26 protein-coding genes are annotated in these 25,061 nt (G+C 42.8%); 11 read left to right on the top strand and 15 right to left on the bottom strand.

Annotated elements, in window-relative coordinates; translation table 11 throughout:
- Positions 1-51 precede the first annotated feature (51 nt).
- The 5 genes from ACT7WV_RS17545 to ACT7WV_RS17525 form a co-directional block, all read right to left on the bottom strand.
- Positions 52-489, bottom strand: a complete 438-nt coding sequence (locus ACT7WV_RS17545) for a ferritin-like domain-containing protein (RefSeq protein WP_445104113.1) — start codon at positions 487-489, stop codon at positions 52-54.
- Between the two features lie 190 nt (positions 490-679).
- A complete protein-coding gene (locus ACT7WV_RS17540; protein WP_445104112.1) occupies positions 680-1,474 on the bottom strand; it encodes an energy-coupling factor ABC transporter ATP-binding protein in 795 nt (264 codons plus the stop codon).
- A gap of 81 nt (positions 1,475-1,555) precedes the next feature.
- Positions 1,556-2,332, bottom strand: a complete 777-nt coding sequence (gene cbiQ, locus ACT7WV_RS17535; RefSeq protein WP_445104111.1) for a cobalt ECF transporter T component CbiQ — start codon at positions 2,330-2,332, stop codon at positions 1,556-1,558.
- Positions 2,333-2,349: 17 nt separating this feature from the next.
- Positions 2,350-2,739, bottom strand: a complete 390-nt coding sequence (locus ACT7WV_RS17530) for a PDGLE domain-containing protein (protein WP_445104110.1) — start codon at positions 2,737-2,739, stop codon at positions 2,350-2,352.
- A 35-nt stretch (positions 2,740-2,774) separates the two neighbouring features.
- Complete coding sequence (locus ACT7WV_RS17525) at positions 2,775-3,527, bottom strand: energy-coupling factor ABC transporter permease (protein WP_445104109.1); 753 nt, start codon at positions 3,525-3,527, stop codon at positions 2,775-2,777.
- Between the two features lie 154 nt (positions 3,528-3,681).
- On the opposite strand from ACT7WV_RS17525, the gene ACT7WV_RS17520 reads away from it, so the two are divergent.
- Together ACT7WV_RS17520 and ACT7WV_RS17515 are read left to right on the top strand one after the other, a co-directional pair.
- Positions 3,682-3,873 carry a hypothetical protein gene (locus ACT7WV_RS17520; protein WP_445104108.1) on the top strand — a complete coding sequence of 64 codons (192 nt, stop codon included), beginning with the start codon at positions 3,682-3,684 and terminating at the stop codon, positions 3,871-3,873.
- 804 nt (positions 3,874-4,677) lie between these two features.
- Positions 4,678-6,255 carry a vanadium-dependent haloperoxidase gene (locus ACT7WV_RS17515; protein WP_445104107.1) on the top strand — a complete coding sequence of 526 codons (1,578 nt, stop codon included), beginning with the start codon at positions 4,678-4,680 and terminating at the stop codon, positions 6,253-6,255.
- Positions 6,256-6,409: 154 nt separating this feature from the next.
- Here the strand turns inward: ACT7WV_RS17515 and ACT7WV_RS17510 are convergent, their stop codons facing one another.
- Together ACT7WV_RS17510 and cysS are read right to left on the bottom strand one after the other, a co-directional pair.
- Positions 6,410-9,133 (bottom strand): G8 domain-containing protein, encoded by a 2,724-nt coding sequence (locus ACT7WV_RS17510; RefSeq protein WP_445104106.1) that lies wholly within the window; start codon positions 9,131-9,133, stop codon positions 6,410-6,412.
- Positions 9,134-9,911: 778 nt separating this feature from the next.
- Complete coding sequence (gene cysS / locus ACT7WV_RS17505; RefSeq protein ID WP_445104105.1) at positions 9,912-11,360, bottom strand: cysteine--tRNA ligase; 1,449 nt, start codon at positions 11,358-11,360, stop codon at positions 9,912-9,914.
- A gap of 238 nt (positions 11,361-11,598) precedes the next feature.
- Between cysS and ACT7WV_RS17500 the strand changes: the two genes are divergently transcribed.
- Entirely contained in the window at positions 11,599-12,711 is a 1,113-nt protein-coding gene (locus ACT7WV_RS17500; RefSeq protein ID WP_445104104.1) for a CobW family GTP-binding protein, read from the top strand.
- 68 nt (positions 12,712-12,779) lie between these two features.
- Positions 12,780-13,235: a D-aminoacyl-tRNA deacylase gene (gene dtd / locus ACT7WV_RS17495; RefSeq protein WP_445104103.1), complete on the top strand. Its 456-nt coding sequence runs from the start codon at positions 12,780-12,782 to the stop codon at positions 13,233-13,235.
- A gap of 55 nt (positions 13,236-13,290) precedes the next feature.
- On the opposite strand, the gene ACT7WV_RS17490 is transcribed toward dtd, so the two are convergent.
- The 7 genes from ACT7WV_RS17490 to ACT7WV_RS17460 all read right to left on the bottom strand — a co-directional run bounded on the left by ACT7WV_RS17490 (position 13,291) and on the right by ACT7WV_RS17460 (position 18,159).
- The gene (locus ACT7WV_RS17490) at positions 13,291-13,860 is read right to left on the bottom strand and encodes a hypothetical protein (RefSeq protein ID WP_445104102.1); all 570 of its coding nucleotides are present in this window, start codon (positions 13,858-13,860) and stop codon (positions 13,291-13,293) included.
- Positions 13,861-13,915: 55 nt separating this feature from the next.
- Positions 13,916-14,209 (bottom strand): hypothetical protein, encoded by a 294-nt coding sequence (locus tag ACT7WV_RS17485; RefSeq protein WP_445104101.1) that lies wholly within the window; start codon positions 14,207-14,209, stop codon positions 13,916-13,918.
- A 17-nt stretch (positions 14,210-14,226) separates the two neighbouring features.
- Positions 14,227-14,733 (bottom strand): RNase A-like domain-containing protein, encoded by a 507-nt coding sequence (locus ACT7WV_RS17480; protein WP_445104100.1) that lies wholly within the window; start codon positions 14,731-14,733, stop codon positions 14,227-14,229.
- A gap of 51 nt (positions 14,734-14,784) precedes the next feature.
- A complete protein-coding gene (locus tag ACT7WV_RS17475) occupies positions 14,785-15,183 on the bottom strand; it encodes a hypothetical protein (protein ID WP_445104099.1) in 399 nt (132 codons plus the stop codon).
- A gap of 100 nt (positions 15,184-15,283) precedes the next feature.
- Complete coding sequence (locus tag ACT7WV_RS17470; RefSeq protein ID WP_445104098.1) at positions 15,284-15,550, bottom strand: hypothetical protein; 267 nt, start codon at positions 15,548-15,550, stop codon at positions 15,284-15,286.
- A gap of 219 nt (positions 15,551-15,769) precedes the next feature.
- Positions 15,770-17,422, bottom strand: a complete 1,653-nt coding sequence (locus ACT7WV_RS17465; RefSeq protein WP_445104097.1) for a mechanosensitive ion channel family protein — start codon at positions 17,420-17,422, stop codon at positions 15,770-15,772.
- Between the two features lie 233 nt (positions 17,423-17,655).
- The gene (locus ACT7WV_RS17460) at positions 17,656-18,159 is read right to left on the bottom strand and encodes a hypothetical protein (protein WP_445104096.1); all 504 of its coding nucleotides are present in this window, start codon (positions 18,157-18,159) and stop codon (positions 17,656-17,658) included.
- A gap of 235 nt (positions 18,160-18,394) precedes the next feature.
- On the opposite strand from ACT7WV_RS17460, the gene ahcY reads away from it, so the two are divergent.
- The 3 genes from ahcY to ACT7WV_RS17445 all read left to right on the top strand — a co-directional run bounded on the left by ahcY (position 18,395) and on the right by ACT7WV_RS17445 (position 21,118).
- Positions 18,395-19,672, top strand: coding sequence for an adenosylhomocysteinase (gene ahcY, locus ACT7WV_RS17455; RefSeq protein WP_445104095.1), 1,278 nt, complete (start codon positions 18,395-18,397; stop codon positions 19,670-19,672).
- A 238-nt stretch (positions 19,673-19,910) separates the two neighbouring features.
- On the top strand, positions 19,911-20,492 hold the full coding sequence (locus ACT7WV_RS17450; RefSeq protein ID WP_445104094.1) for a YqaA family protein: 582 nt from the start codon (positions 19,911-19,913) through the stop codon (positions 20,490-20,492).
- A 5-nt stretch (positions 20,493-20,497) separates the two neighbouring features.
- Positions 20,498-21,118: an exopolysaccharide biosynthesis protein gene (locus ACT7WV_RS17445; RefSeq protein ID WP_445104093.1), complete on the top strand. Its 621-nt coding sequence runs from the start codon at positions 20,498-20,500 to the stop codon at positions 21,116-21,118.
- Positions 21,119-21,312: 194 nt separating this feature from the next.
- On the opposite strand, the gene ACT7WV_RS17440 is transcribed toward ACT7WV_RS17445, so the two are convergent.
- Positions 21,313-21,771, bottom strand: coding sequence for a GatB/YqeY domain-containing protein (locus tag ACT7WV_RS17440; RefSeq protein WP_445104092.1), 459 nt, complete (start codon positions 21,769-21,771; stop codon positions 21,313-21,315).
- Between the two features lie 1,786 nt (positions 21,772-23,557).
- Between ACT7WV_RS17440 and ACT7WV_RS17435 the strand changes: the two genes are divergently transcribed.
- From ACT7WV_RS17435 to ACT7WV_RS17420, 4 genes are all read left to right on the top strand, one after another.
- The gene (locus ACT7WV_RS17435) at positions 23,558-23,818 is read left to right on the top strand and encodes a hypothetical protein (RefSeq protein WP_445104091.1); all 261 of its coding nucleotides are present in this window, start codon (positions 23,558-23,560) and stop codon (positions 23,816-23,818) included.
- Between the two features lie 173 nt (positions 23,819-23,991).
- The gene (locus ACT7WV_RS17430) at positions 23,992-24,213 is read left to right on the top strand and encodes a hypothetical protein (RefSeq protein ID WP_445104090.1); all 222 of its coding nucleotides are present in this window, start codon (positions 23,992-23,994) and stop codon (positions 24,211-24,213) included.
- A 232-nt stretch (positions 24,214-24,445) separates the two neighbouring features.
- Entirely contained in the window at positions 24,446-24,739 is a 294-nt protein-coding gene (locus ACT7WV_RS17425; RefSeq protein ID WP_445104089.1) for a hypothetical protein, read from the top strand.
- 171 nt (positions 24,740-24,910) lie between these two features.
- Positions 24,911-25,048: a hypothetical protein gene (locus ACT7WV_RS17420; RefSeq protein WP_445104088.1), complete on the top strand. Its 138-nt coding sequence runs from the start codon at positions 24,911-24,913 to the stop codon at positions 25,046-25,048.
- Positions 25,049-25,061 lie beyond the last annotated feature (13 nt).

Below are 25,061 nucleotides of genomic sequence, written 5' to 3'. Positions count from 1 at the left end.
AATTTTAGTTAGCAATAGTTATTGATCAAGAACTATCGACTCTCTTCTATCCTAGCTAAAATCTCGTAACATCTTTTTAATTTCTAAAGTGTGCAGTTCCTCCTGACCAATTTTGGTGCGGGCAAACTCTTCTAGATAAATGCTGGCATTTTCCACTACAGAGAGTAAGTCTTTATACATTTCCAAAGCTTTTCTCTCATGGTGGAGGCTTTCTGTGAGAAGATCCTTGACAAAATGCTGGTGGGTTTCTTCAATAGGACTAACAGATTGGCTAGGATGAGCTTCTAAACCGACAATAATTTCTCCTGCCTCCTGAGCGTGGAGCAGAGACTCGTTAGCCTGCGCTTTGAAAAAATCCACAATGGGAATTCGGTAGGGACCAGTTACCATCAAAGCGTAGTGGGTGTAACGCACAACACCAGCTAGCTCATATTGCACTATGGCGTTGAGGATGTCGGTGGTTTTTTTCAGGTCAAGATCTTTGAGCATTTTAAACTTATCTCTAGGTAGATGTAGGCAGCAATTAATAGGTTAAACCTGAAAAGACTTTAACAATTAATCTACCGACTAAGCGTTGCCAAGGAACATTTTTCGATAATTCCTGACATTTGGACAAGTTTCCCTAACAAGCTTATAGCAGAAAGAAAGAATCATTGCTGAGTTCAAAGCCTTGTTACACTCAAAACAATTGAGAACTCAACTCTCTCTCTACTGGCGCATCTTCTAGCCTACAGTAGGGACGACTGTAACTTAGAGGTGATTCTAAAGAATGTTCAGCGAGGAAGTCAGGAGCATTCATTGCTGCCTCCGTTGTGCCGTCGTAAACAACCTGACCTTGACTCAAAACCACCGTGCGATCGCAAAGTTCTAAAGCTAAGTCTAGGTCATGAGTGGCAATGAGTTGCGTAAGTTTTAAGCTTTGCAGTAGCTCGATTAACTGACGACGGGAATGGGGGTCTAACTGAGCCGAAGGTTCATCGAAGACTAACACCTGCGGGTTCATTGCTAAAACACCTGCAATCGCAATCCGTTTCTTTTCTCCCCCTGATAAGTTCTCGGTATTCCTTTGCCCGTAGTAATCTGGATCCATGTTTACTGCTGCCATCGCTCCACAGACTCGTTCCCTCAGAGCCTCACCTTGCAAACCCAGATTAATTGGACCAAAGGCAACATCATCCCAAACCGTGGGCATAAAGAGCTGGTTATCAGGATTCTGAAATACTAAACCCACAAAATTGCGAATCTCTCGTAAATTTTTCGAGGTTACAGACCATTCTCCAATCCTCACGGTTCCCTCTTGGGGCATGATGATCCCATTGAGGTGTAACTGTAAGGTAGATTTTCCTGAACCATTAGCTCCGATCAATGCTACCCGCTCATTGGCTTCTATAGAGAGGTTAATCTCCCTTAACGCCTGAATACCATCGGGATAGCTATAGCTAAGGTTTTCAATTTTGATGGGATTATGGTGCATGGAGATTTTGGATTGTAAATTTTGGATGTTGAATGAGGCATATCTGCATATCTAAAGAACAAACCTCAACCTTCCTAGCTACTATTGGCGTAAATAAATTACCTGCCCTAGCAGCACCCAAATTGTAGTTAAACTCAAGGCTAAAATGTCTCTGCGTCCGCCTTGAGGTACTTTCTCTGCCAAGGGTACTCCTTGGTAACCCCTGGCCTGCATTGCTTGATATACTCGCTCTCCTCGCTCATAAGTGCGAATAAATAGCGATCCCATCATGTTGCCAATTACCTGGCGTTGCCAGTGATTGCTACCACTAAAGTTGCGAGAGGCTGCTGCTTTGCGCATCGCCTGAAACTCGCCAATTAAGACACCAATATAGCGATACATGGAGGCGAGAATTGCCACCAACAACGGTGGAACCCGCAACCCAACTAAGGCATTCAGTAGTGCTGGAAATGACGTGGTGAGAGTTAGCACATTGAGCATCAGCAGGGAGAGCAAAGCCTTGAAAGTAACGCTACCTAAAACAGTTAATCCCACTGTCGTAATCTGTAGCAAACCCCAAGACCAGATTACCCTGCCGCCTTCCCGAAACAAAGTCCCCAGGAGAACCACACTGATAAAAGCGAATTCCACTGCGATGCGCTTGAGCAACACTGGTAGAGTTACTCGGCTTAGCAGAACAACGCCAAACACACCCACGCCATAGATTGCCCAAGTCCACCAACGTCCATTCGGTGTCAAAGCGATCGCAAACACGAACAGCAGTATACACAACAGCCGAGTACGGGGTGCTAAGGCTTGCCAAGGAGTTACTTTTTTGCTGTCAATGTCTAGACGAAACGCCCCGATATGCAGTAGCATCCACTCAATTTCCTTTTCTATTGCAGTGGCTCGTCTGTCTGTTCTGAGGAGACAGAGGCATCCTGATTTGGCGCGGAAGCATGAGAACCTTTAATAACGAGTTTGCCAATTGCCAATGCTAAACCAAAAGTTGCTAATGTTCCTACTAAACCAGCCAAAGGAGTCGCGACAGCTTCTGGTACACCTTTAAGGGCATACTCATCAAAAACTTGAGCAAAAGGCAATTTGTCTGCTGGTGCGTCTTCAACTGCCCTGTCTTCAAACTGCAAATCTTGTGAGACGCGGTCTAAACCATCAGGATCTGAACTAGCGAAGGGAGAGAGGAAAATGGCAATCAGTAGTGCTGTCCCTAAACCAGCAATCACAAAGGCAGAGTTGCGAGATCGCGAAAGGTTATTATTACTCATAAACGTTTCCATCTCCATCTATTTAGACACACCCTTTAACGCCCTGCAAACTGACGAGAGCCAGATGAATTCCTTTTGCGGGGGGGATCGTAAAGTAAATCAGGTCGATTCCGCCAGACAAAACTCACGGCTGCCAAAGTAATCAGTGCTTCTCCAATACCAATCAGCAAATGCCAAAACGCCATTGCGGATAAGGCTACTGCAAAAGGTACAGTTCCTGATAATGCCAGTTGTGCTGCGCATACAATTGAGGCGACAAAGACACTTGTCCAAGCAGCGACTACTGTACCAATTGCCATTCCTCGCCAACTATCACGACTGATAACATAGCGAATTGTGCGGTAGAGGTAATAACCGCCAAAGGTGCCAATCAGCCCCATATTAGTGATATTGGCTCCTAGCACTGTCAAGCCACCATCTTGGAAGACGGCTGCTTGAACGATGAATACAACTACCATCACTAGTGAACCTGCCCATGGTCCCAATAAAATACCAGCTAATGTTCCCCCCAGAAGGTGACCGGAAGTGCCGCCGGGAATGGGGAAATTGATCATTTGTGCAGCAAAAATAAATGCGGCACAAACCCCCATTAGGGGTACGGCTCGTTCTTGGTATTCGTCTTGCACTCGACTTAAGCAAAGTGCAATGAGACCAATGGCGATTATCCAACAGACTAGACTAATCGGTAGATTTAAGAAGCCATCCGGGATATGCAAAGCCAAATGTGGCTGTACCATCCCTTGCTGCAAACTGTAGGACAGGATATTCGACAGCTCAACTGTAACCATTCTCAAAAGTTTTCTTTGCCAACCCAATTATTTGTAAGCATAAACCATCTCATAGAAGCTGTCTTAACCAAAAAATGCAATGCGAGGGGGGGGCATAACGCAGGCTTTCTCTAGGGGATGACTTCTTGTAAACGACTGGTCGAGTATAGAATTCATGAACCGGAGCGATACAAGAACGGCATTTACAAACTCCCACACCTACTTTGATGTGTGGGTAGTTTATGATAGCTATAACCTTGGCACCGATGAGTATGGAGGTTCCGTTGAAACCCTTGCCCGTCTCCTGCTGGAAAAAGTATTAGAGATTGCCGTTTCTGCACTATCTGACCTTCCCTCTAAGCTTTAAAGTTTTTCAGCCCAAAGTAAAATTAAAAGAAAGAGATAAATGTCTAACCAGAATAGAATTAGCCTCAAAAATTATTTAAGAATTAATTGATTGTAGTTTCTGTGTGGAATTAGTATTAGCTGATAGTGTGCAATACACTGCCGCTTTGCTTTTTGCCGGAATTAATTTGCTGCCGGAAAGCGGCAATTTGTAGGTCGAAAGCAGCTCATTTATTAGAATATTAGACAAATATAAATTACCATAATTTATAGCAATCAGAAGTAATCATGGAGTGTAGATAGCAGCCTAGCAGAGGGTTAGAGTGAAGAAGTGGCATCAATTTGAAATGAGTTTACCAGTAGCTGAACCTCGTAAAACCCTAGATGTTATTTCTCAATGGGGAGGCTCTTGCCATTCTTGTCCACCGCCACCGATGTGTTTTTCTGAGCCAGCTATCTTATCTAATTTAAGCCCCAAGCTCAAGAATTTTTCGGTTATTTAGTTAATACTTATTGAAGATATTAGATCAATAGCTCTCCTGACCAATCTATTACTCCTAAACGCTACAGTAATTTTTGTGGTTGTAGGTAAATCTGTCCGGAATCAAACAGATAATCTTTGAATGTTATCTTCTATAACGAGCTAATTTGACTAGATTCCTGTTAAATAGCTGGCTTTTTGTAACAACTTACTTACATAATACAGCTAAGTTTGGTATAGTAGCTAGCCCTTAACAAGCAGGAGAATCTATCAAGCTTAGCTGCTTAAAATGAGCGGCGCGAACATCATCAATTTATATACAACACAAGGCAAGGTAAACTTTTCATGGCAAATATTTTTTCTCGCCGTATCTTAGCTCGTAAAATACGTGAAGAGGCAGCAGAAATTGCTTTTTTGCGTCCTCATCCAGAACATTTGAATAATGGTGCAGAAGTTGCTTATCCCAACTTTATTGCGAACCATACTAAAGGATTACCCCATAATGACTTGGGTGAAGTTGAGCCAGCAGCATATAAAGCTCTGCTCAAAGCTTTGTGCAGTGGTAAATCAGAAGACTTTGAGAACATTCCACGGGGTTGTGATAATACTCCAGCACCACAATTACCTCAAGAATGCCGACCCAATCAATCAGAAATTGGTTGTCGCCGATTTGTCAATCCGCAAGCTGGTCTAACCTTTGAACTAGAAGGCCCAGATGCTCAGTCACTAGCGATTCCTCCTGCGCCGCGTATTGATGGCCCAGAAAACTCCTGTGAAGCCATAGAAATCTACTGGATGGCACTGTTGCGGGATATTAATTTCACAGACTTTTCTAGAGATGGCTTGGTTGCTAGAGCCACCGAAGAATTATCAAATTGCTCTGCTTTTTTTGGTCCCAAAGAAAGGGGGAAAGTAACAGCTAATACTCTGTTTCGAGGCAATGCATCAGGGAATTTAGTTGGCCCTTATATCTCCCAGTTTCTGTTAAGAGAAATTAAATACGGTGTACAAACTATTTCTCAACGGCAGAGAACGACAGTCTCTAATAAAGACTTTTTGACCAATTACCAATGCTGGCTAGCTGTGCAAAACGGCTTTGATTTAAGTGGTCAGGATCAGTTTGATTCGGTTCCTCGTTATATCCGTAATCTGCGAGATTTAGCTACTTATGTTCATTTTGATGCTCTCTATCAAGCTTACTTGAACGCTTGCTTTATCTTGCTGGACATGAAGGCTGCCTTTGATGTGGGTAATCCTTATCTATTTTCCCGCAATCAGGATGGATTTGGCACGTTTGGTGGGCCACACATTCTTAGCCTTGTGACAGAGGTAGCCACCAGAGCACTCAAGGCAGTCTGGTATCAAAAATGGTTTGTGCATCGGCGACTGCGGCCCGAAGCCTTCGGCGGACTGGTTCATAACCATTTAACTGATCAGGCAAAATACCCCATCGATCCGGAGATTCTCAATTCCGAGGCTGTCAGGCTAGTCTTTAACAAATATGGTACTTACCTACTGCCCCAGGCATTTCCTGAAGGTTCGCCGATGCACCCCGCCTACGGTGCAGGACACGCTACAGTTGCTGGCGCTTGTGTAACTGTCCTCAAGGCCTTTTTTGATGAGTCGTTTGTGATTACTAACCCAGTGGTGTCTAATGCTGATGGCACTCAACTTTCGCCTTATATTCCTTCTAGTGGACCGAATACAGAAATCTTAACGGTAGGTGGTGAACTCAATAAGCTGGCAGCTAATATTGCGATTGGGCGTAATGGGGCTGGTGTTCACTGGCGTACTGATTATTCAGAGGCAGTAAAATTAGGGGAAGCGATCGCGATTGGTATTTTGCAAGAACACAAGCTTACCTACAACGAAGACCACTGCTTCACTCTCACTAAGTTTGACGGCACTGGTATCAAAATTTAGTTCTGCTGATTCTTAACGGTTTCAAGGGTGTCGGGATTGAGTATCCTGACACCCTGCTTATCGGCTGTTTACGCTTAGTTAGAGTACATCCAGCTTCCACATTAGATGTGTCTTACCAAAGGTAAATCGCGATAAACCCAGTAAACTCAGCTTCTTATAGGGAAATTGCCTCGGAAACTCCCTGACTAATACCAACTAGTTCACTGGAAGCAAAACCAGTTTCTCCGGAAATTGAAGATTGAAGTAAATCTTGTATCTTCACTGGTGTGTCTGTACCAAACTGCATCAACTCTATATTGACTGCAAAATTAGAGCCGTCTGGGCCGTCAATACTTACTCCACCGTCTTCAGAGGTGAAGGTGTAATCTGCTTGATTACCTGAAAATACCAAAGTATCCATCCCAGCGCCACCATTAATTACATGGTCACCGACCTGACCTACCAGTATGTCATCGTTGGCGCTACCAAGTAGTAGATCATCTTGATGGCTATTAGTTTGGTGACTATCTGTTAGTTGGTCGTTGAAGGTTTTTTTGACACCCTTTACTGAGCCGATGCTGGTGTAATTTAGCTTTTTAAGTACAGCATCATCAAGAGGTCCCCCCTCTATTTGACCGTTATAAACACCAAGACGAGGTGCTTTTCCCAGGACAGAACCCAACGTTGCTTCTTTCCAGCTATCATCAATAGTCACGGCATAGTCAATCTCCTTAACTTCGCCAGTGGCTCGGTCAGAAATCAGATCTTCAATGATGATAAATCTCGTTCCGTCTTTGTCGGTGTAGTAACCCTTCGAGAGAAGATTATTCAGACCTTTGTGAAACTCAAATCTAGCAGTATCAAGACCACTAGGGTATGGTATTCTGCCGATGCTGTCGGTTTTAGTACCGCTGATTACCGCTTTGCGATCGCTTTGAGCTGGGTCAAGGATGAAGTCAGCTTTAGAGTCGAGTTCTAGTTTCAGAGTTCCTGGTTTCAAATCGGCGCTAGTCAGAATTTTATCTGTCTTGGCATCAAAATTGTTGATGTCTTTTTTATTGTTAGCTAGCTTCGTATCAATTAGTACGTAGCTCCAGTCGTTAAGTTTGCCGAGGGTGTTAGTCTTGCGGAAGTTGATACCAGTCTTAAAGCCTTCAATGTGAGCATTATTGATCACCATGTCCTCGGCATTTTGCGCTAAGTGAGCGCCGATATCAGGGCTAGATTCCGAGCCAATCAAGGTGATGTCTTTAAAGGTGTATTTACTGGTGTACTGAACTTCAAAGCCGTCGCTGACTTCCCAGGCTTTTAGTCCATCAATCACGCTGCGTACGTCGTGTCCCTGTTTCTGATTAGCCTTGATAACTTCAAGTCCCTTACCAGAGGCTAAAACTTCGTTATCGTGAAAGTCTTGAATTTCAGGCTTACCGGCATCAACGGTGGAATTGTAGTGGGCGATTTCGGGGTGAGCAAGGTTTTTACTCGGAATATCCTTTTGATCTACGCCACGCAGCAGATAAGTAATGCCTGCGTTGCGCTGACCCGCAGCGATGTTGTTTTCGTTAGCTACTAGTCGTCCCTGAAACCAGAATCCACTGCCGTTGTGGGCAATGTCATGATTGTTGACTCTGGAACCATCCTTAGAAATTGACAGGATTCCTTCAGACTTAATGGCAATATTGTTTTCCCAGGCACCAATTTCGTTGCCAGTTTCAGAGACAAAGGCGGATCCAAAGACATCATAAGCCGCATTATCGTTGAGGATGGCATTGCTGTCATGCTGAACAAATCCCCAACCGGGCGAGCCCCAAACCGCATTGCCGATAGCAATAGCTGGTTGACCACTAATATCATCTGCACCAGTGCGGTGGAAGTGTACAGCATAGCGACCTCGGACGTTGGTGCTTTTGCCAGAAATCGGATCGCCGTTTCCATCAAGGATGCGCTTGCCATTGCCATCGAGTCGAAAATCGTCCAAGGGTTTCGACTTGTCGGTGCGACCCAACTCAAAGAACTCGGCATAGCGGACGTCAACGTCGTCAGAGTGCATGAACATCACGTGACCACGCTGATTAGCCGGTAGCGATTCAAAGTTCTCTGTCTCAAAAACTACGTTGCGGCTGTAGTTGGCGACGTAGGCTTTCAAATCGTCTTTTGGTGTGTCGTGATTGTACTTAAGCGATCGATCTACCGTGATCTTATTGCCATTAATCTTGACAATTTCTAGTTCTTCATCTTGCGTACCTTGCCAAACTAGACGCTGACCATTCCATTTGTCTGCAACGTAATGCGTACCCGTGAGGACTAGTGAATCGCCGACTTTCCAGTTAGTTGGCTTCTCGGCGAGAATTAGTTCTTTATCGCCAGCCATCGGGTCTTTGGCTAGCTTGAGATGCGATGCCTTTTCTTGACCGTGGATTTCAATAGCACCATGGGAGATGATGCCACGGCTTAATTGTTCTGGGTCCCATTTAAGGTCAATTGGACCGTTATCGGCAATGATAATACGGGTGGTTTTGTCTCCTTGAATCGGGTTTGCCTCAGTACCAATGGTTAATGTTCCACTTGGCGCGACGACGAACGTATCTACGACCATCATCGTATTTTTGTCATCGGCAAACTCTAGCTGACCGTCTACCCGTAGAGTTTCCAAGCGCGCCTTACTTTCCCTGTCGTAAGTCACTTCGTGATTTTCTCCAATCACGACCTTTGCGCCATCACCAGGAACTTTACCATTTTGCCAAATCTTGGGATCAAACCAAGAGCCATCTTTGACCGCTACATGAGTAGCCTTGGCATCGGGAACCAAATCCAGTAATGCTAGATGTTCCTTCTGCTTTTTGGGGTCGCCTGGGTGAGGATGGTGTGTTGATGTGGGGGTATTAATTTGCGTATCCATGGTTAAACTCCTACTGGTATTTGCCTGCAACAAAAATTCAGTCGTCTTGTAAAAGACTGAGTAGAAGACCCTTTAACACCAACTGTTTTACAACGCAGCTTTTGCTATTAAACAATTAGTTTTTGTCTTAAAATAAGCAACAAAAACAATGCAACTTACTGCGTTTTTTTAGTAAAAAATTCAAAACCTTCACTAGGATAGCCTTGGCAAATGCATTGATTTCTAAGTTAATTGATGATTGATTTGGGCATTGCCACCCTAGTTGCAAGAAGACTTGTTTTCCCTTTGCTAGTCTTCTTATTACCACTTATAAAGTATTTTTCTAGATTTGTCATCAAACTTGGGTGTACTTTGTAAATACTCATTTATGAATCGAATAAAATTAAATTTACAATCTTAAATAAAAAAGCAAATTAAATCTTCTTTGTTGATTTTGTTGCTTAATCTCTAGTTGATTTTAGTAATTCGCTAAATGGATTATGAGAAATTTTTGATAAGCTCTTCATCATTTAAATTTTACTGTCAAAAATTCTAAAATCATTATGGGGTCAACATCGTGGTCGTTAACTCTATCCAGTTTTCATGGATGACAGCTTAATCTATAACTGCTTTCGTGTGAGAAAAAATCATATTTCGATAGTTGTTTAGTAAACAAAGAATTAGCACTTAGAAAACAAAAAAAGGTGAACGTATTACACGACTTCACCTAGATTAGATAATTATTTACTTTTAGCGGCACTTGGGAACCAATGGTTCCCAAATTGAAGTTATCAATGCCCTAGTTACGATGCCATATAGTGACACCACCTGACTTATCAATCAGAGTAATACCTTGCGCCTGGAGTTGGTCACGAATGCGATCGCTTTCTGCATAGTTTTTCGCTTTCCTCGCCTGGACACGCTGTTCAATCAGCGCCTCAATTTCAGCATCACTTAAACCAGTCGCAGATTTCTCAGTTGCTTCTTCGAGTTGTGCTTGCAAACCTAACACCTGAGTCAATTCAAGCAGAGTGTGCCATTGTTTCTCTAACTCTTGAGAAGGTATCTTCGTTGTCCCCTCATGCACCAAAAGATTCCCCTCTCGGCGTAACTCCTTAGCAATTTCAAACAAGACGGCTAAACCACCTGCAAAATTAAAGTCTTCGTCCACCGCATCCTGAAAACGCTGCACTAGGGGAGTAGAGAGTTGGGAAGAATTCTGCCAACCCAATTGCTCACCATATTGATAACCAAACAGCAACCCTTCCCTTAGGGTGTGCCAACCATTAGTAGCGGCTGCGATGGCATCATCAGTAAAATCAAGGGGCTTGCGGTATTGAGCTTGGAGTACAAAGAGACGCACAGCCATAGGGTCAACTGGCTGATCCAGAAGTTCACGAATCGTGATAAAGTTGCCCAAAGACTTAGACATCTTCTCACCACCAACTTTCACCATGCCAGTATGCAGCCAGTAAAGAGCTAGCGGCTGACCAGTTACGGCTTCTGATTGAGCAATTTCATTCTCATGGTGAGGAAAAATTAAATCAGATCCACCTGTATGGATATCAATTGTTTCCCCTAGCTTTTCCCGGATCATTGCCGAGCACTCAATATGCCAGCCAGGCCGCCCCGGCCCCCAAGGCGATTCCCAAGAAGGTTCCCCTGGCTTAGAGGCTTTCCACAGAGCAAAATCAAACGGGTCTTTCTTTTTCGACTCTTCTGAGGCGTCTAAGTCCACTCGTCCACTAGCTCCCGCTTGCAAATCTTCTAACTTACGTTTTGAGAGCTTGCCGTACTCTGTAAAGTGGCGTACTGGATAGTAGACATCACCGCCGGCTGGGTAGGCGTAGTCTTTCTGTTCTAAATCGTAAATCAGCCGCTTAATGCCATCAAGGGCGTGAGTAGCACGGGGATAGGAGTCAGCTTGCTTAACTCCCAAACGTTCCATATCCTCAAAATATGCCTGAATAAAACGCTCGGAGACACTTTCCATCGATGTCCCCTCTTGCCGTGCTCGGTTGAGAATCTTATCGTCAATATCGGTAAAATTCTGCACGTAGCTTACTTCATAACCACGCCATTGCAGATACCGACGGGCAGTATCCCAGATAATGCAAGTTCTGGCATGACCCAAATGGCAATAGTCATATGGCGTAATGCCGCAGCAATACATCCGCACCTCGCCAGTCTTTACTGGCTTAAAAGGTTCTTTGCGACCGGTGAGGGTGTTGTAAAGTGTTAGGGTCATAAAACAGAATGGGGAATAATAGCTCCCTTAATTGTGCAATGTCAAGGGTGACCGCAAAAGGGAAAGTAGGGAGTTCGCTCTTTTGAGTCGTTAGGGAGATCAAATTTTTAGTTTAATTTAACAAATCACACTCTCTGCGCTGCCCTTTATCATTAGTATTATTAGCTACCTTCTAATGCTGGTGTCACCAGCACAATAACCCTATTCTCCTATATTCTGAGGTTCTCCATAACTACTTATGCAATCAGTATCTACTCAGTCTTCAGCCGCCAACAGCATAGATGCTCCCAAGCTTGGCTTGCCAGTTACGATCATTACAGGTTTCTTGGGCAGTGGAAAAACCACTCTCCTCAATCATATTTTGAGTAACCAAGAAGGACTCAAGACCGCAGTTCTCGTCAATGAATTTGGTGAAATCGGGATTGATAACGAGTTGATTGTGACCACCGAAGATGACATGGTGGCACTGAGTAATGGCTGCGTCTGTTGCACAATTAATGATGATTTGATTAAGGCTGTTTACAAGGTCTTAGAACGCGAGGACAAGGTGGATTACCTGGTGGTAGAAACCACAGGTCTTGCTGATCCACTACCAGTAGCCCTGTCTTTCCTTAGCACCGAACTGCGGGACATGACTCGTCTCGATTCTATTATCACTATGGTAGATTCAGAAAATTTCAGCCTGGATCTCTTCAACAGTGAGGCAGCTTATAGCCAAATTGCATATGGCGATATTATTCTGCTCAACAAGGTAGACCTGGTTGATGAAGCCGATGTAGACGCCCTCGAAATTAAGATTCGAGACATTAAAAAAGACGCAAGAATTTTGAGAACCACTAAATCCCAGGTGTCTTTGCCTTTGGTTCTCAGTGTTGGTTTATTTGAGTCTGACCAATATTTTGAGACAGTTGATTCTGAGCATGAGCATGGCCACGATGAACATCACCATCATGACCACGACCATGACCACGATCACGAACATCACCATCATGACCACGACCATGACCATGCTCATCATTCCCATCATCTAGAAAATGACGGATTTACCTCGCTTTCTTTCCAAGCTGAAAAGCCTTTGAACATTAGAAAGTTTCAGTACTTCCTAGATAATCAACTGCCTGCAAGTGTGTTTCGTGCCAAAGGAATTCTCTGGTTTAGCGAGAGTCCTGATCGCCATATTTTCCACCTCAGCGGCAAACGTTTCTCTATTGAAGATGATGATTGGAAAGGTGAACCCAAAACTCAACTCGTGCTAATTGGTCAGAATTTAGATCATGATCAATTACAGAAGCAACTGGAAAATTGCATTTGTCTACCTTCTACTGCTCGTGGTAAGGGATTTGGAAAATAAAAATTGGCAATGGAAAATTGTTAATTGTTCCTAGCAATTTTCCATTTTCCATTAGCAATTTAACAACTATGCGCGTTGTCATCCAGCGAGTTAAATTCTCTCAAGTTGTGGTTAATAGTCAGGTCGTCGGTAAAATTGGTCAAGGATTGAATTTACTGGTAGGTATTGCCGATACCGATACTGAAGCCGAACTTGATTGGATGGCACGTAAGTGCCTAGAATTGCGGCTATTTCCCAACCCTGAGAGTAGCACTGATCGTTGGCAGAAATCAGTGCAGGAGATTGGGGGTGAATTACTGGTAGTCAGTCAGTTTACCCTCTACGGTGATTGTCGCAAAGGACGCCGCCCCTCTTTCACTCGCTCAGCAGCTCCAGAACCAGCACAACAGCTATATCAACAGTTTGTTAAGAAGTTGCATCAAAGTGGTTTGAGGGTGGAAACTGGTGAGTTCGGTGCGATGATGGAAGTCTCAATTGAAAATGACGGGCCAGTAACCTTATTACTGGAGAGGGATCATGATTAGTTGGCTGGGAAATTGACTTTAAAAGATTCTACTTACTGTTTAGTTGAGCTTTGAGCTAATTGTTTACCTTGGTTTTCAGCTCATGTTTCTTAGCTAAATGCCAATTTTCTAGCTGCTCTATAGATATTGATTTAGTGGCAACATTCAACTCAAGACCACGCGGTAATAACCTTGGATCAGTCGTGAAAACGCCACAGTCTAAAAGTTCTTCGGGTATTTCCCAAAATTGACTTAACTTTTGTTTCAAAGAAATAACTTGCTCGAAGACTTTATTTCTTTGACTATTCCTTGTATTTCTTGCTGTCTTCCCTCCTATTCTCGTATTAATAAACTTGGTTTCAATCAAAAACAGCGTATCTTTCTCTGTAGTGTAAATAAAATCACACTTGCCGAAATGGGTATTGCCTAAGCCATCGGGAGATTGCTCAAAAAGCACAACGTCAATGCAGGAAGGGAAAAATTTATCGCTATTAAAAAACAAAAATGCTTGCAATAAAAGTTCTCTTTCACTACTTATTTGGCAAATAGCCTGCTCAAAAAAATCTCTAAAGTTTGTACAGCTTTGGCGCGTTTTGTCACAGAATTCAATAAATTGAGTGATACCTCTATCAGTCATAAATTTCATCCCCACCCTACCGGAATCTCAAACTGTTTTTGATAGGAATAATTGAGCTTGATTTTTAGATTTTATTCACACTTTCCTCTAGCAAATTCAAGATTTGGGTTAGCCATTCTCTGACATCTTCTTCGTTTTCAAAATGACGATTTGCGTAGTCTGCAACTTTTTGCCATGGAAAGGAAGAAGAGTGCAATGCAGTTCGTCCTTCAGTAAGGATAGTGCGATGCCAATTAACCAACTCTGGAGTCGGGCAATTGTGTACTACCTGTTGATCACTTTTACCTTCTAAATCTGCATCAGCAAATTCAGCCGCCAAAAAGCTATAAAGATTTTCGTAAGCAGAGTTTAAGGGCATTGTGCTCAATTTTTAGATTAATTTGGATAAGAAGTTAGCAGCAGACATTTTCCTCCTCCGGTTGCCGTTAAGACAGCGCGTAACTGTTGAGCATTTTTAACATTATTTAAACTAGGGGGACGCCGAGCCACTCGGCCAATAACCTGATGCGCGTTATAGTCAACCACTTGCTTTTGTCCAACGGCGGCACTACTGGCCCATTGATTCAGCTTAGGGGCATTAGCTGTAAGAGCGGCTTCGAGATGAGTACTCGCTGTTGTTAAATTAGGATAGGTGCTGGCAGCCCCAATTTTTGGCTCCTTTTTTAATCGCTCAACTAGCTCTTGGTCGCTCTTACCCACATGGCGCTCAATTGTATGACCCCCCGCCTGTTCTTGTTGTTGCAACCAGTCATTGGAAAAACTAGCGGGAATACAGGGAGTAGATGCTGACTGACTTACTCCAACTCCAACACAGGAAGTAGCCGAGAACATCAACGGCAAGCTTGCCAATAGTTTAGCTATCATCCCTAAGCTTGGCTTCATTGGCAGTTTTTCCTCGACTTTAAAGGCTAAGTCAACACTAAAACGACAAACCTAGCCTTTTTCCTTGTCCTGGTCAAACTTGCCTTCAAGGGGTTCGCAAAAATTATTGACGCCCTCGTTAACTACATACATTAGTACTGGTGTCGCCAAAATTTCTGGCAAAAGAGGTGTCTGAGCTAAATATTTAATTACGCTGGCGTAGGAGTCGTTAAGTAAGTCTTCCCGAAATTCAGGCTGACAAATAACCGCCCGACATTTCCTGGCCAAAGAATCTAGCCACTCAGCATTGTTAAGCTGTGGTTGCTGCCCAGCGCGGATTGCCATCGCAATCGCTGCGTCTTCTAAATCGCCCTCACAATCTTCAATAACGTCGAGAGCTTGCATTGCTTCAGGATAATCGGATAAATCAGAGCGAAACTTAGCAATTTGCTGAGAACTGATTATAGTCATAGAGTATTTCTTGCCCTTGGCTCAGCAGCGGAGACAAATAAGCTGCTACCACTATTTTGCCAGAGGGCAATGACCGGTGTCTTGACCGGTAGTACAATAATTAGGCAACTAATTCCGAGCGTTGCTGATTGACTATTACTGCCGGAGTTTCAACCGGAACTTTTTGGGGCTGCGGATGTACCGCTTTTTCTAGTACTTGAATCTCAATATTAAGGGCAATTAGATAAGAACCCGTATCTTCTCCCACTACCTGGGTGATTAAACTTTCCAGGTTTGGGTGTTCGGCTGTAATGGGATCTCGCAAGATGCACCGATCCCACTGGTGTTTAGCCGTGGGATTAAGAGTGAGGATGTAGTGCTTCTTCATAGGGAAAAACCTTGAATTTTCGAGAGTGCTACGTTGTTTCCGGACGGACAAGCAGTTTATGGGTAACCACAGTGAGTATTTCTGCCCGAACCCAAAAAGTATTGGTCAGGCAGTATTTTATGACTTGTCCATGGAATTGAGATTATTTTTACGGGGTTGAGACTTTCGCTGGCTGGAAAAGCCTACCCTCCTATTATAGTACATAAGTACTATTGAAGCTTATTCCCGATGACCATTGGCTAAGGACTTGATTACTGGAGGCTGATTAAACCAAATCTCCTGCCGAGATAAAGAAATCGCAATTTCTGCTTCGTCGAATGCTACTTTGATACGTCGGCGAAACTCTCGTGAGACATCCCATTGCTTCAATGGCTGGGTTTTAATCCACACTCGAATAATAAAGCCGTTCTGCCCAAAACCATCAACACCCAACAGCAGCGGTGGCTCTAGGATTTGGTTGCGCCAGAGCTGATCTTTGCTCATCTGCTGGGCAACTTGGTCAACCAAGTACAATGCCTTGTCTACATCAGTCTGATAAGCAACGGGAATACTTAAGTCTGCCCTTGACCAGTGATTGGAGAGATTACCAACTATCCTAACCTCGCTGTTAGGGATCGTGATCAGCCGTCCCTCTTCATTACGCAACTGAGTAATCCGCAGATTCATATTTTCGACAAAACCACCCACATCTCCGACAACAATGACATCGCCGACACCGTACTGGTCTTCCCAAATAATAAAAAAGCCGTTAATGAAATCTTTAATCAAGTTTTGAGAAGCCAGGGAGAGGGCAACACCAATAATTCCCGCACCGGCGAGCAAAGGACCGACATCAACACCAATAACAGTCAGGGCGACGACGAAGCCAATACCAATCCAGGCAATGGTAACAACACTTTTGGTTACACTAGTAATAGTTGTAACCCGCAGTTGCAAACGACGATCAGCCTGTGGAGTTTGTAAGTAATTACTAGCAAGAGCTGAGTTAAATCGATCTATGAGAGCATAGCTCAGACGAACAGCTAAGTAGGTACCCAAGCTGACGATGACCACTCGCAAAGGAATCCGTATACTAGTAACAATTAAAACCTGTGCAATTCGAGTGTAGGGAAATAAACTCAAGATAAATAAGCTTCCCCCTGTCAAAATTCCCACTTGAGCCAGTTGCAGAAGTCGGTGCTGGACTTCCGTGAGATTCCACTGTTGACCTTCGGTAAGGCGGGTTGATATCGGTCGAGAGTCGGGAGAATCTGTTGCAGGGGCTAGCTGCTCTTTGGAAATCTTTAATCGGCGTTCCCAACGGCAGATTGCTAAGCTGGCTAAGAGCATAGCCACAGCAGTTCCTGCTGCTATCCCCCCTTGACGTACCAAAAACTTATCTTGCCGCTCCCATTTCGCTTTTTCCAGCGCTCTTTGTAATCGCCGTCGGAGCGTCAGAGCTGCATTTTGGGGGTTTTCTTCACCGATTCTACTAGCATCTTGCTCTGTAACGGTCAGGAGGCGTTGTCCGTTGACATAAATCACTGGTAAGCGATTTTCTTCTTGAATTTCCACTTTTACTTCTGACGTTTCTGCCTGGAAGTATTGGTGGCTAATGCTGGCCAAATTCTCCTGAATTTCTCGCCGACGTGCTGGTAAGGCAGGTTTTTGAGCTGTAACTTCAAAAATGCAGCGACCATCCAACCGGACGCAGCTAGAAGCCACGGTGCTTTCTGAGAGCTGATTTAGCAAGCTGCTTGTTTGCTGTTTCAACTCTGGCAGGAAAGGTAACTGAGCCTGAACGGGATAGGTAAACCAGCCCATTACTACCACAGATCCTACTTGCAGCGACGCGATCGCTTTTAGTCTAATTGGCCAAGTTTTGGATCGCATTGGCTTTCTCTCCTGGTACGTACTGTTCAATATAGATCAACAGCTTTCAAAGCCATTTAAGCACTTCTACTTATGTTAATGATCCCCCCAAAGGCTAACAACAACTTTGATACTAGCTGTGGTTTGAAGAATTGTCAGCGGACAGGAGGTAGGAGAGAAAGTAAGAAGTAATAAATAAGAAGTGTTTTTGCCGATAACTACAACTCCTGGTTCCTCTAAAAGCGTGGGATTGCTTAGCTGGTGGACAACTCTGACTTGAGGTGAATGTCGATAAAGAGGCTACCGTCTCGGCGTTTGACTAGTGTGGCACTAGTTGGCTTTTGACCCTTAAGTTTTCCTATTTGGTAATTGCTCAAGTGAATCGAAAATCTTTCTCTGCCACCAACTAAGGTGAGGCTGATGGTTCGGTCTTTTTCTCGGAAAGAGAAAATCCGGGCATCGTAGTCTACGCTAGTAGGCTGGAATTCTTTAACTGTTCTATTGTCTCTCTTTGCCGTCTTACGGTCGGCAGCAACTCGGTTAATCGCCCTGATAGCTAAATTGGCTGATAGATTGAACTGCTGGCGAATATCCTGATAAATCAAGGTCTGAATGCGAACATTGTTAGTTATCTTGGAGTCAATTGTTTCATTGATATAGTTGCAAGCATCAGAGAACGCCTGGAATGTAGCCTCTAGTTTTAAGGCTTGCTCTCTAGTTGGTTGAAGCTTACAACTTATATTCAGTGATTTCTGCATACAAAAATTATATCACTACAATGATACAAAATTTGTATAAAGTTTCTCTAAAGATTTCGCTAAGCTCAATTAAAATCCTGATACTAAAACTGTTGAGTGTCGCTAAAGTTCAGAGCCTGCCTAGAGTGAATTTAATTTAACTGAACTATAGCGACCTTCTAAGTAGCAAGGCTAAAGTGGTTAAGGCTAATCTGGTGAACATCTCACCTTTGACATATATAGAGAAACAAAATTAATGATTGCGACCCCTGCCGAGATTAAACACGAAGTCAAAGATATCTCTCTTGCGCCCCAAGGAAAACAAAGGATTGAATGGGCAGGACGGGAAATGCCTGTTTTAGGGCAGATTCGAGACCGATTTGCCCAAGAAAAGCCGTTGGCGGGAATCCGGTTAATTGCTTGCTGTCACGTTACCACCGAAACCGCTCATTTAGCGATCGCCCTCAAGGCTGGTGGTGCAGACGCTATTTTGATTGCCAGTAATCCTCTGTCCACTCAAGATGACGTTGCTGCCAGTTTGGTGGCAGATTATGGCATTCCCGTATTTGCCATCAAAGGGGAAGATAATGACACTTACCACCGCCACGTTGAAATTGCTCTTGACCACAAACCCAACATCATTATTGATGATGGCAGTGATGTAACAGCAACTCTAGTACAACACCGCCAAAACCAACTCAGCGACATCATTGGTACTACCGAAGAGACAACCACCGGAATTGTTCGTTTACGGGCAATGTTCAATGATGGAGTCTTAAGCTTCCCAGCAATTAACGTCAACGACGCTGATACCAAGCACTTCTTTGACAACCGCTACGGCACTGGTCAATCCACTCTCGACGGCGTTATCCGCGCTACTAACGTGCTGCTAGCCGGTAAAAACGTGGTTGTAGCTGGTTACGGCTGGTGTGGCAAGGGCGTAGCGATGCGGGCGCGAGGCCTGGGAGCTAATGTCATTGTTACTGAAATTGACCCCACCAAAGCGATTGAAGCGGTTATGGATGGCTTCCGGGTGATGCCCATGAATGAAGCAGCACCTCAGGGTGACTTGTTTGTCACTGTTACCGGTAACAAGCACGTCATTCGTCAAGAGCATTTCCAAGCCATGAAAGATGGCGCGATGGTTTGCAACTCTGGTCACTTTGATATTGAAATTGACCTTAAGACGTTGGGAACAATGGCCAAGGAAGTCCGGCAGGTGCGCAACTTCACCCAAGAGTACCGTCTCTCTAATGGTAAATCTGTGGTGGTACTGGGCGAAGGGCGTCTGATTAACTTGGCAGCGGCAGAAGGACACCCCAGCGCTGTGATGGATATGAGCTTTGCTAACCAGGCTTTGGCTTGCGAATACCTAGTGAAGAACAAGGGCAAACTAGAACCAGGTTTGCACTCAATTCCTGTTGACGTGGACAAAGAAATTGCGCGACTGAAATTGCAGGCAATGGGTATCTTCATTGATAGCCTGACGCCAGAGCAAATTGAGTACACGAACTCTTGGACTGCGGGAACCTAAAAACTCTAAGGGTGGGCAGGTATGCCCACCCTTTTGGCAATTTAAGGAGAATACTAACTTATTCTCAAAGACCAATAGCGGTTTTTCAATGCATAAGGAAGACTGGGAACTCTAGGTCAGACTCCGGAAATTGCCAACTTTATAGTGAAGATTGAAATAGCCTAATTCTAACTGCCAATCAAACCTGCTAGAGTTGAGCAAATTTACTATTCACTAGGAACTTAGTTCAGCTAAATTTATGCTAAAACGGGCCTATCATTGGGTAACGGCTTGGAGTGAAACTCCCTATGGAAGTTGGGCACTCTTTTTTTTAGCCTTTGCTGAGTCCTCTTGCTTTCCCATTCCGCCAGATGTATTGTTGCTAGCTTTATGTGTCGGTCAACCGGCTGCGGCGTTTAGCTTTGCCACGATTTGCACTATCGGCTCAGTCTTCGGCGGAATAGCTGGCTATAGTATCGGTTTCTTTGCTTTCGAGGCGATTGGCAAACCACTACTGCATACTTATGATCCTCATCAAGAGGTGTTTAAGCAAATTCAGAATTTGTACGACACTTGGGGATTTTGGGGTGTACTAGTCGCCGCGATTACACCCATTCCTTACAAAGTATTTACCATCGCTTCAGGGGTGTTTAAGTTTAATTTTGTCCAATTCATGCTCGCATCTATTATTGGACGGAGTTTCCGATTTTTCCTAGTGAGTGGATTAATCTTTTGGGGTGGAGAGCCTCTCAAGTTGTGGATTGAAAAATATTTTGATTGGTTAGCTTGGGGATTTTTGGCAGCAATAATTCTCGGCTTGATAATTTTAAGGTTATTTTAACTAAGATGGCTAAACTCTCTCTAGAACTACAGCGCTATTTTTTTGAAGAAGAAAGACAGTCTCACGTCAAGTTGGCAGATATCCTCGCACTAGCGGGGGAGCGACTGTTTGGTTTTTTGTTCGTAGTTCTCTCCCTCCCTTCAGCTTTGCCAGTTCCCGCCCCTGGTTATTCTATTCCCTTTGCGATTGTAATTTTTTTGTTGGCTGTACAGCTAATCTGTGGAGCTAAACGCCCTTGGCTGCCTCAGGGCATGATGAATGGGAAAATGAAACTGGAAACTGTGCAGGGTTTTATCAAGGCAGGAATTCCCTGGTTGCAAAAAATAGAAGCGATCGCTCGTCCTCGGTTAAGCTACATCTGTACTAGTCTACCGGGTCGCGTTATCCTGGGCTGTGTCATCGCGCTGATGTCAATTTCGATGATGATTCCGATTCCGGGGACAAACACCATACCAGCAATGGGCATTTTCATCACCAGCTTTGGTTTATTAGAGGATGATGGCGCGATTAGCCTTGGAGGTTTGTTTGTTTCTGTCGTTGGTGCGTCGGTTTCGATCGGGATTGTTTTCTTTGGTGTCAGTATTTTGAGCCAACTTAAAGATTGGATACTAAGCTTATTGGGCTGATATTGACAATCTCGCTGCACAGGCAAATGGTTAATGGAAAATCGAAAATAGATGCTATTAGCGGAATACTGGTGTAGAACCTCAATGGTTCGACTCCGCTAAGTATTGACGCTGAGTGAGTCGAAGTGTCAATTTTCGATTTTCCATTTGCTAGACTCCATCAACAGGAGTATTTTCTCAGACACTCAGGCTGGTTAACTGCTTAGCTTTGATTTCACCATTGCTTGAATCTTTTGGCCCTCGGCTCTACCCTTAAGCTGTTGTATTGCTGACCCCATCACCTTACCCATATCCTTTATAGATGTAGCCTCAGTTTGGGCAATAACCTCGTCAATGATAGCGCTTATCTCCTCTTCCGACAGTTGCTGAGGCAAGTACTCCTCAATAATGGCTAACTCTTGGGCTTCTTGTTCGGCTAAGTCATTGCGTCCTGCTTGACTATACTGTTCGATAGCCTCTCGACGTTGCTTAGCCTGCTGTGCCAACAATTCGATTTCTTCAGTGTCCGTAAGACTATCTCGCCCCTGAGGACGCAGACTTACTTCTTTTTCCAACAAGACCTTTTTGATGCTGCGAACCGTTTCTAGGCGAATTTTATCTTTAGCCTTCATGGCAGTTTTGATGTCTTCTGAGATGCGATCCTTCAGACTCATCGATTTTAAAACTCCTTATACTCTGTATCGGCGTTTCTGCCTCTACATATTTATTTGTCTATTTAAATTCTAGAGGTTGATTTTTGCTAGAGACTCCCATGAGCAATCAGCTAATTTAGCTAATTAACACTCGATGGTGGGTGACTCAGGAGTGAGAGCAACCGATTATGCAATTTAAATACACATCATCTTAAATTCGCAATTTGCAGTGTAGTGCGACTATCTGAGTCAGTACTAATACCTAATTTAAGTACCTGATAGCCTATATAGCGCTTCTCGAATGGTAAAGGTTTGTCTAAATTTCCAATTTTCTTCTCTTTCGCTTATTTCCTCTTCCCTAAAACCAGGAAGTTTGTAGCTTACCCCATCAAAAATGGCTACAACTATTTTTGTACTAAATGATTCATAAAAAAATAACTGTTAGTAATAACGATTAATGTCGATATTCTAGTTATTTTATTTGCAGCAGACCCAGCAAAGAAACTATTTGTTTTTCACAATTCGTTTGGGTTTTTATAAATAAGAATAGTTATTATTAAAGTTTTGCTTTCACAGGTAATAAGTAATAAGACTTAGGTGCAGCAATTAATCAAGAATTTTGTCACTTATTAGCACAACTTTATCTTATTTAAGCTAAAAATTTTGTAAAAAAACTCTTGTCACTATCAAAGCCCACCTGTTTTCTCTCTGTACGATGAAGCGTTTTTTTTACTGAAGCTCACTTTTGAGAAATTTAATTTTTTCTCTTAAACCCTTTCAGTACAAGGGTTACAAAGAATAATATCAAGAAAAAAGAGTAACAAAGAAGAAAGTTTTGTTTGTAGCGACAAAGAATTAAAGAGTAGTTTTACGGAATTTTACTAATAGTTAAGTTAATTACTTAATATGTATAAAAATCAACAAAACAGCACTCAAAACAAAGTCTTTTAAACTAAAAATTAAGAAAAAAAATTCTGCTAGATAGGCTACAAAAACGAAAGAAAGAAAACATATATGATTTGATTGTCTGAATAAGACGATAGATAAAACTAATCGGGTACTAACTAAAACAAAACCAACGATGGCAGACAAAATAGCAAGAAGCCACCATTGGAACCTCGGTGCACAAAGTAGAGGCCAACAAGCCAAAGGACTATTCGGTGGACGGAAATACCTACATCTTCATCATGAAAATATAGGTGTGTCGATTATGCATGGTCATACTCCTAGCCTCTATGTTTCCGATTCAAACAAAAATTGGGGCTACCACCTTGGTAAGCATGGAAATAGAGAAGGTGAGCCTTGAGCCATCTTCTGTGCAGTAAACCATTAGGTCTTTTGTGCTTAATTAGCCAGAAATAATTTGTTACACGTTAATAAGTTTACAAACGCTTGTCTTACCAACAGTATTTCCTCATGAAATGCTTGTGTAAGCAGATTAATGAACTCTAAACCCATCTAAACCCATAAGAAAAAGTAAAGAAGTGGGTGAAGACAGTTTTGGAAGTCATGTTATTCCTTACTTCTGCGGAAGTAAAGTTATTAGCCATGACTGTTATTAACTTTTTTTGCAAAATTCTGAATCAAGGCTCATAACCTCGCTAGATGGTCTGTAGTTTCTTGTTTAATCACTTGTTAATTGCAGATTTGTTGAGGAACCGATATGCATTTAATTTTGAAAAAATAAAGACAAAATTAAATGCATAAATTGACACAAAAACTTCAAAAACAAAACTCTAGCATTATTAATTAATGCTCCGAGTTACAAACATCATCAGTTAACTCTCAATTACCTAAAGGAAAGAAAATGAAATCGCAACACAAACAACTAACAGAAGAATTAATCTCTATTAATAACAGTGGTTTGTGGCAAGAAGTTACCGAACAAGATGCAGAAAAACTAGTCGGTGGTGGTATAGCTGTTCCTGGTCTTCGAGGTTTCCAACAATCGAATAATCGATATAGTACTAATTATCAGAGTATGGAAGGCTTTGGGCGTTACCAAGGATATCAAGCTAGTAAGATGGGTTCCTACGGTTCAACTGGGGACTTCCGTAAGTCAATGTAAACCACAGAGAAAGTAGGCTAACGTTAAGAGTCATTTTCTCTTTATAAAGTTGATGCAATTCATCTCACTTTTTCTACACATGAGATGAATTGCCTCTACTTTCAACACTCAATTTCCTACAGCAATTAGTAGGAATAGTTTGTGCAATTTGATAACAAAAATATTCAATAATTATGGAGAGATTAATGTTCGGCGACAACCAAGCATTGTGGGAAGAAATTGCAGAAAATCAGGCAGAGAAAATCAGCGGTGGTCGCGTGATCAGGATTGATAACACTGATAGGCATAAAACCGACTTTAAAAATCCTTACCAAACAGTCAAACAAGGAAATTTGTCTTCCACAGTATATATTCCACACCACAGGAATGCTGGTATGCAGGTCATACAACGTTAAATTTCAAATCGTTCGCAACCTTACCAGAGAAAAACTACCAATCATGGAAAACTATCCAATGCTGATCTAAGAGTCATTACACCTATAAAATTCTGGCAATTCATCTCACTTTTTCTACACATGAGATGAATTGCCTGGACTCTCAGTACTTAATTTGTTATGGCAAGCAATTAAATTTTACTGATTAAATAGCCTGGATTATTTAGTTTTAAAGTTTCGCACTTTTATTGATATGAAAATAACAACTATAAGCAATTTTTGGCAAGAAATCTCAGCAGAACAAGCTGAGACTATTGTCGGCGGTGCAGGAATGAAATACGATGTAAGTAGATCTCACCAATCCCATAGAGGAGCTGGTAGCCGACGCCGTAAATATAGACAGGGAAATGAAAGATGGCATAGGGAGTATAGTTCAAATTACGTGGAACAAGGAATGGGACATAATCCTTTAGATCCTGATGATCCACTGACATTTGGTCAATACGATCAAGGTGCTGAAGATCCCCGTTCTGTTCTGTTTTATTAGAACAATTAAACTTTTATCCTGATAATCTAGAAAGTCTTTGCCCTAATTATGATGATTAGTTTAGACATTATCAACAGGATTTAAAAGCCTCAGTGGCTGTTATTTAAGGTAAGCTTGTATCGACTACCTTTCACAACAGGCACAGGTATTGTGGTATGTGAAAGGTAATTGATGAGCCACAAATTTATTACTACCGAACTTATTGACAAAGCTAGAGAAGTAGCTGAAAAAACAGCTTGGGATGCTGTGAGCAATGCCTTTGCAGATAGAGACTATATTAAATACTGCCGCTATCCGATTTTTTGCTAAGGTCGGCAAATTT

The organism is Symploca atlantica LB2515, assembly GCF_052546295.1.
The sequence above is the reverse complement of the archived record's forward strand: the minus strand, read 5'-3'. Positions and strand labels throughout refer to the sequence as shown.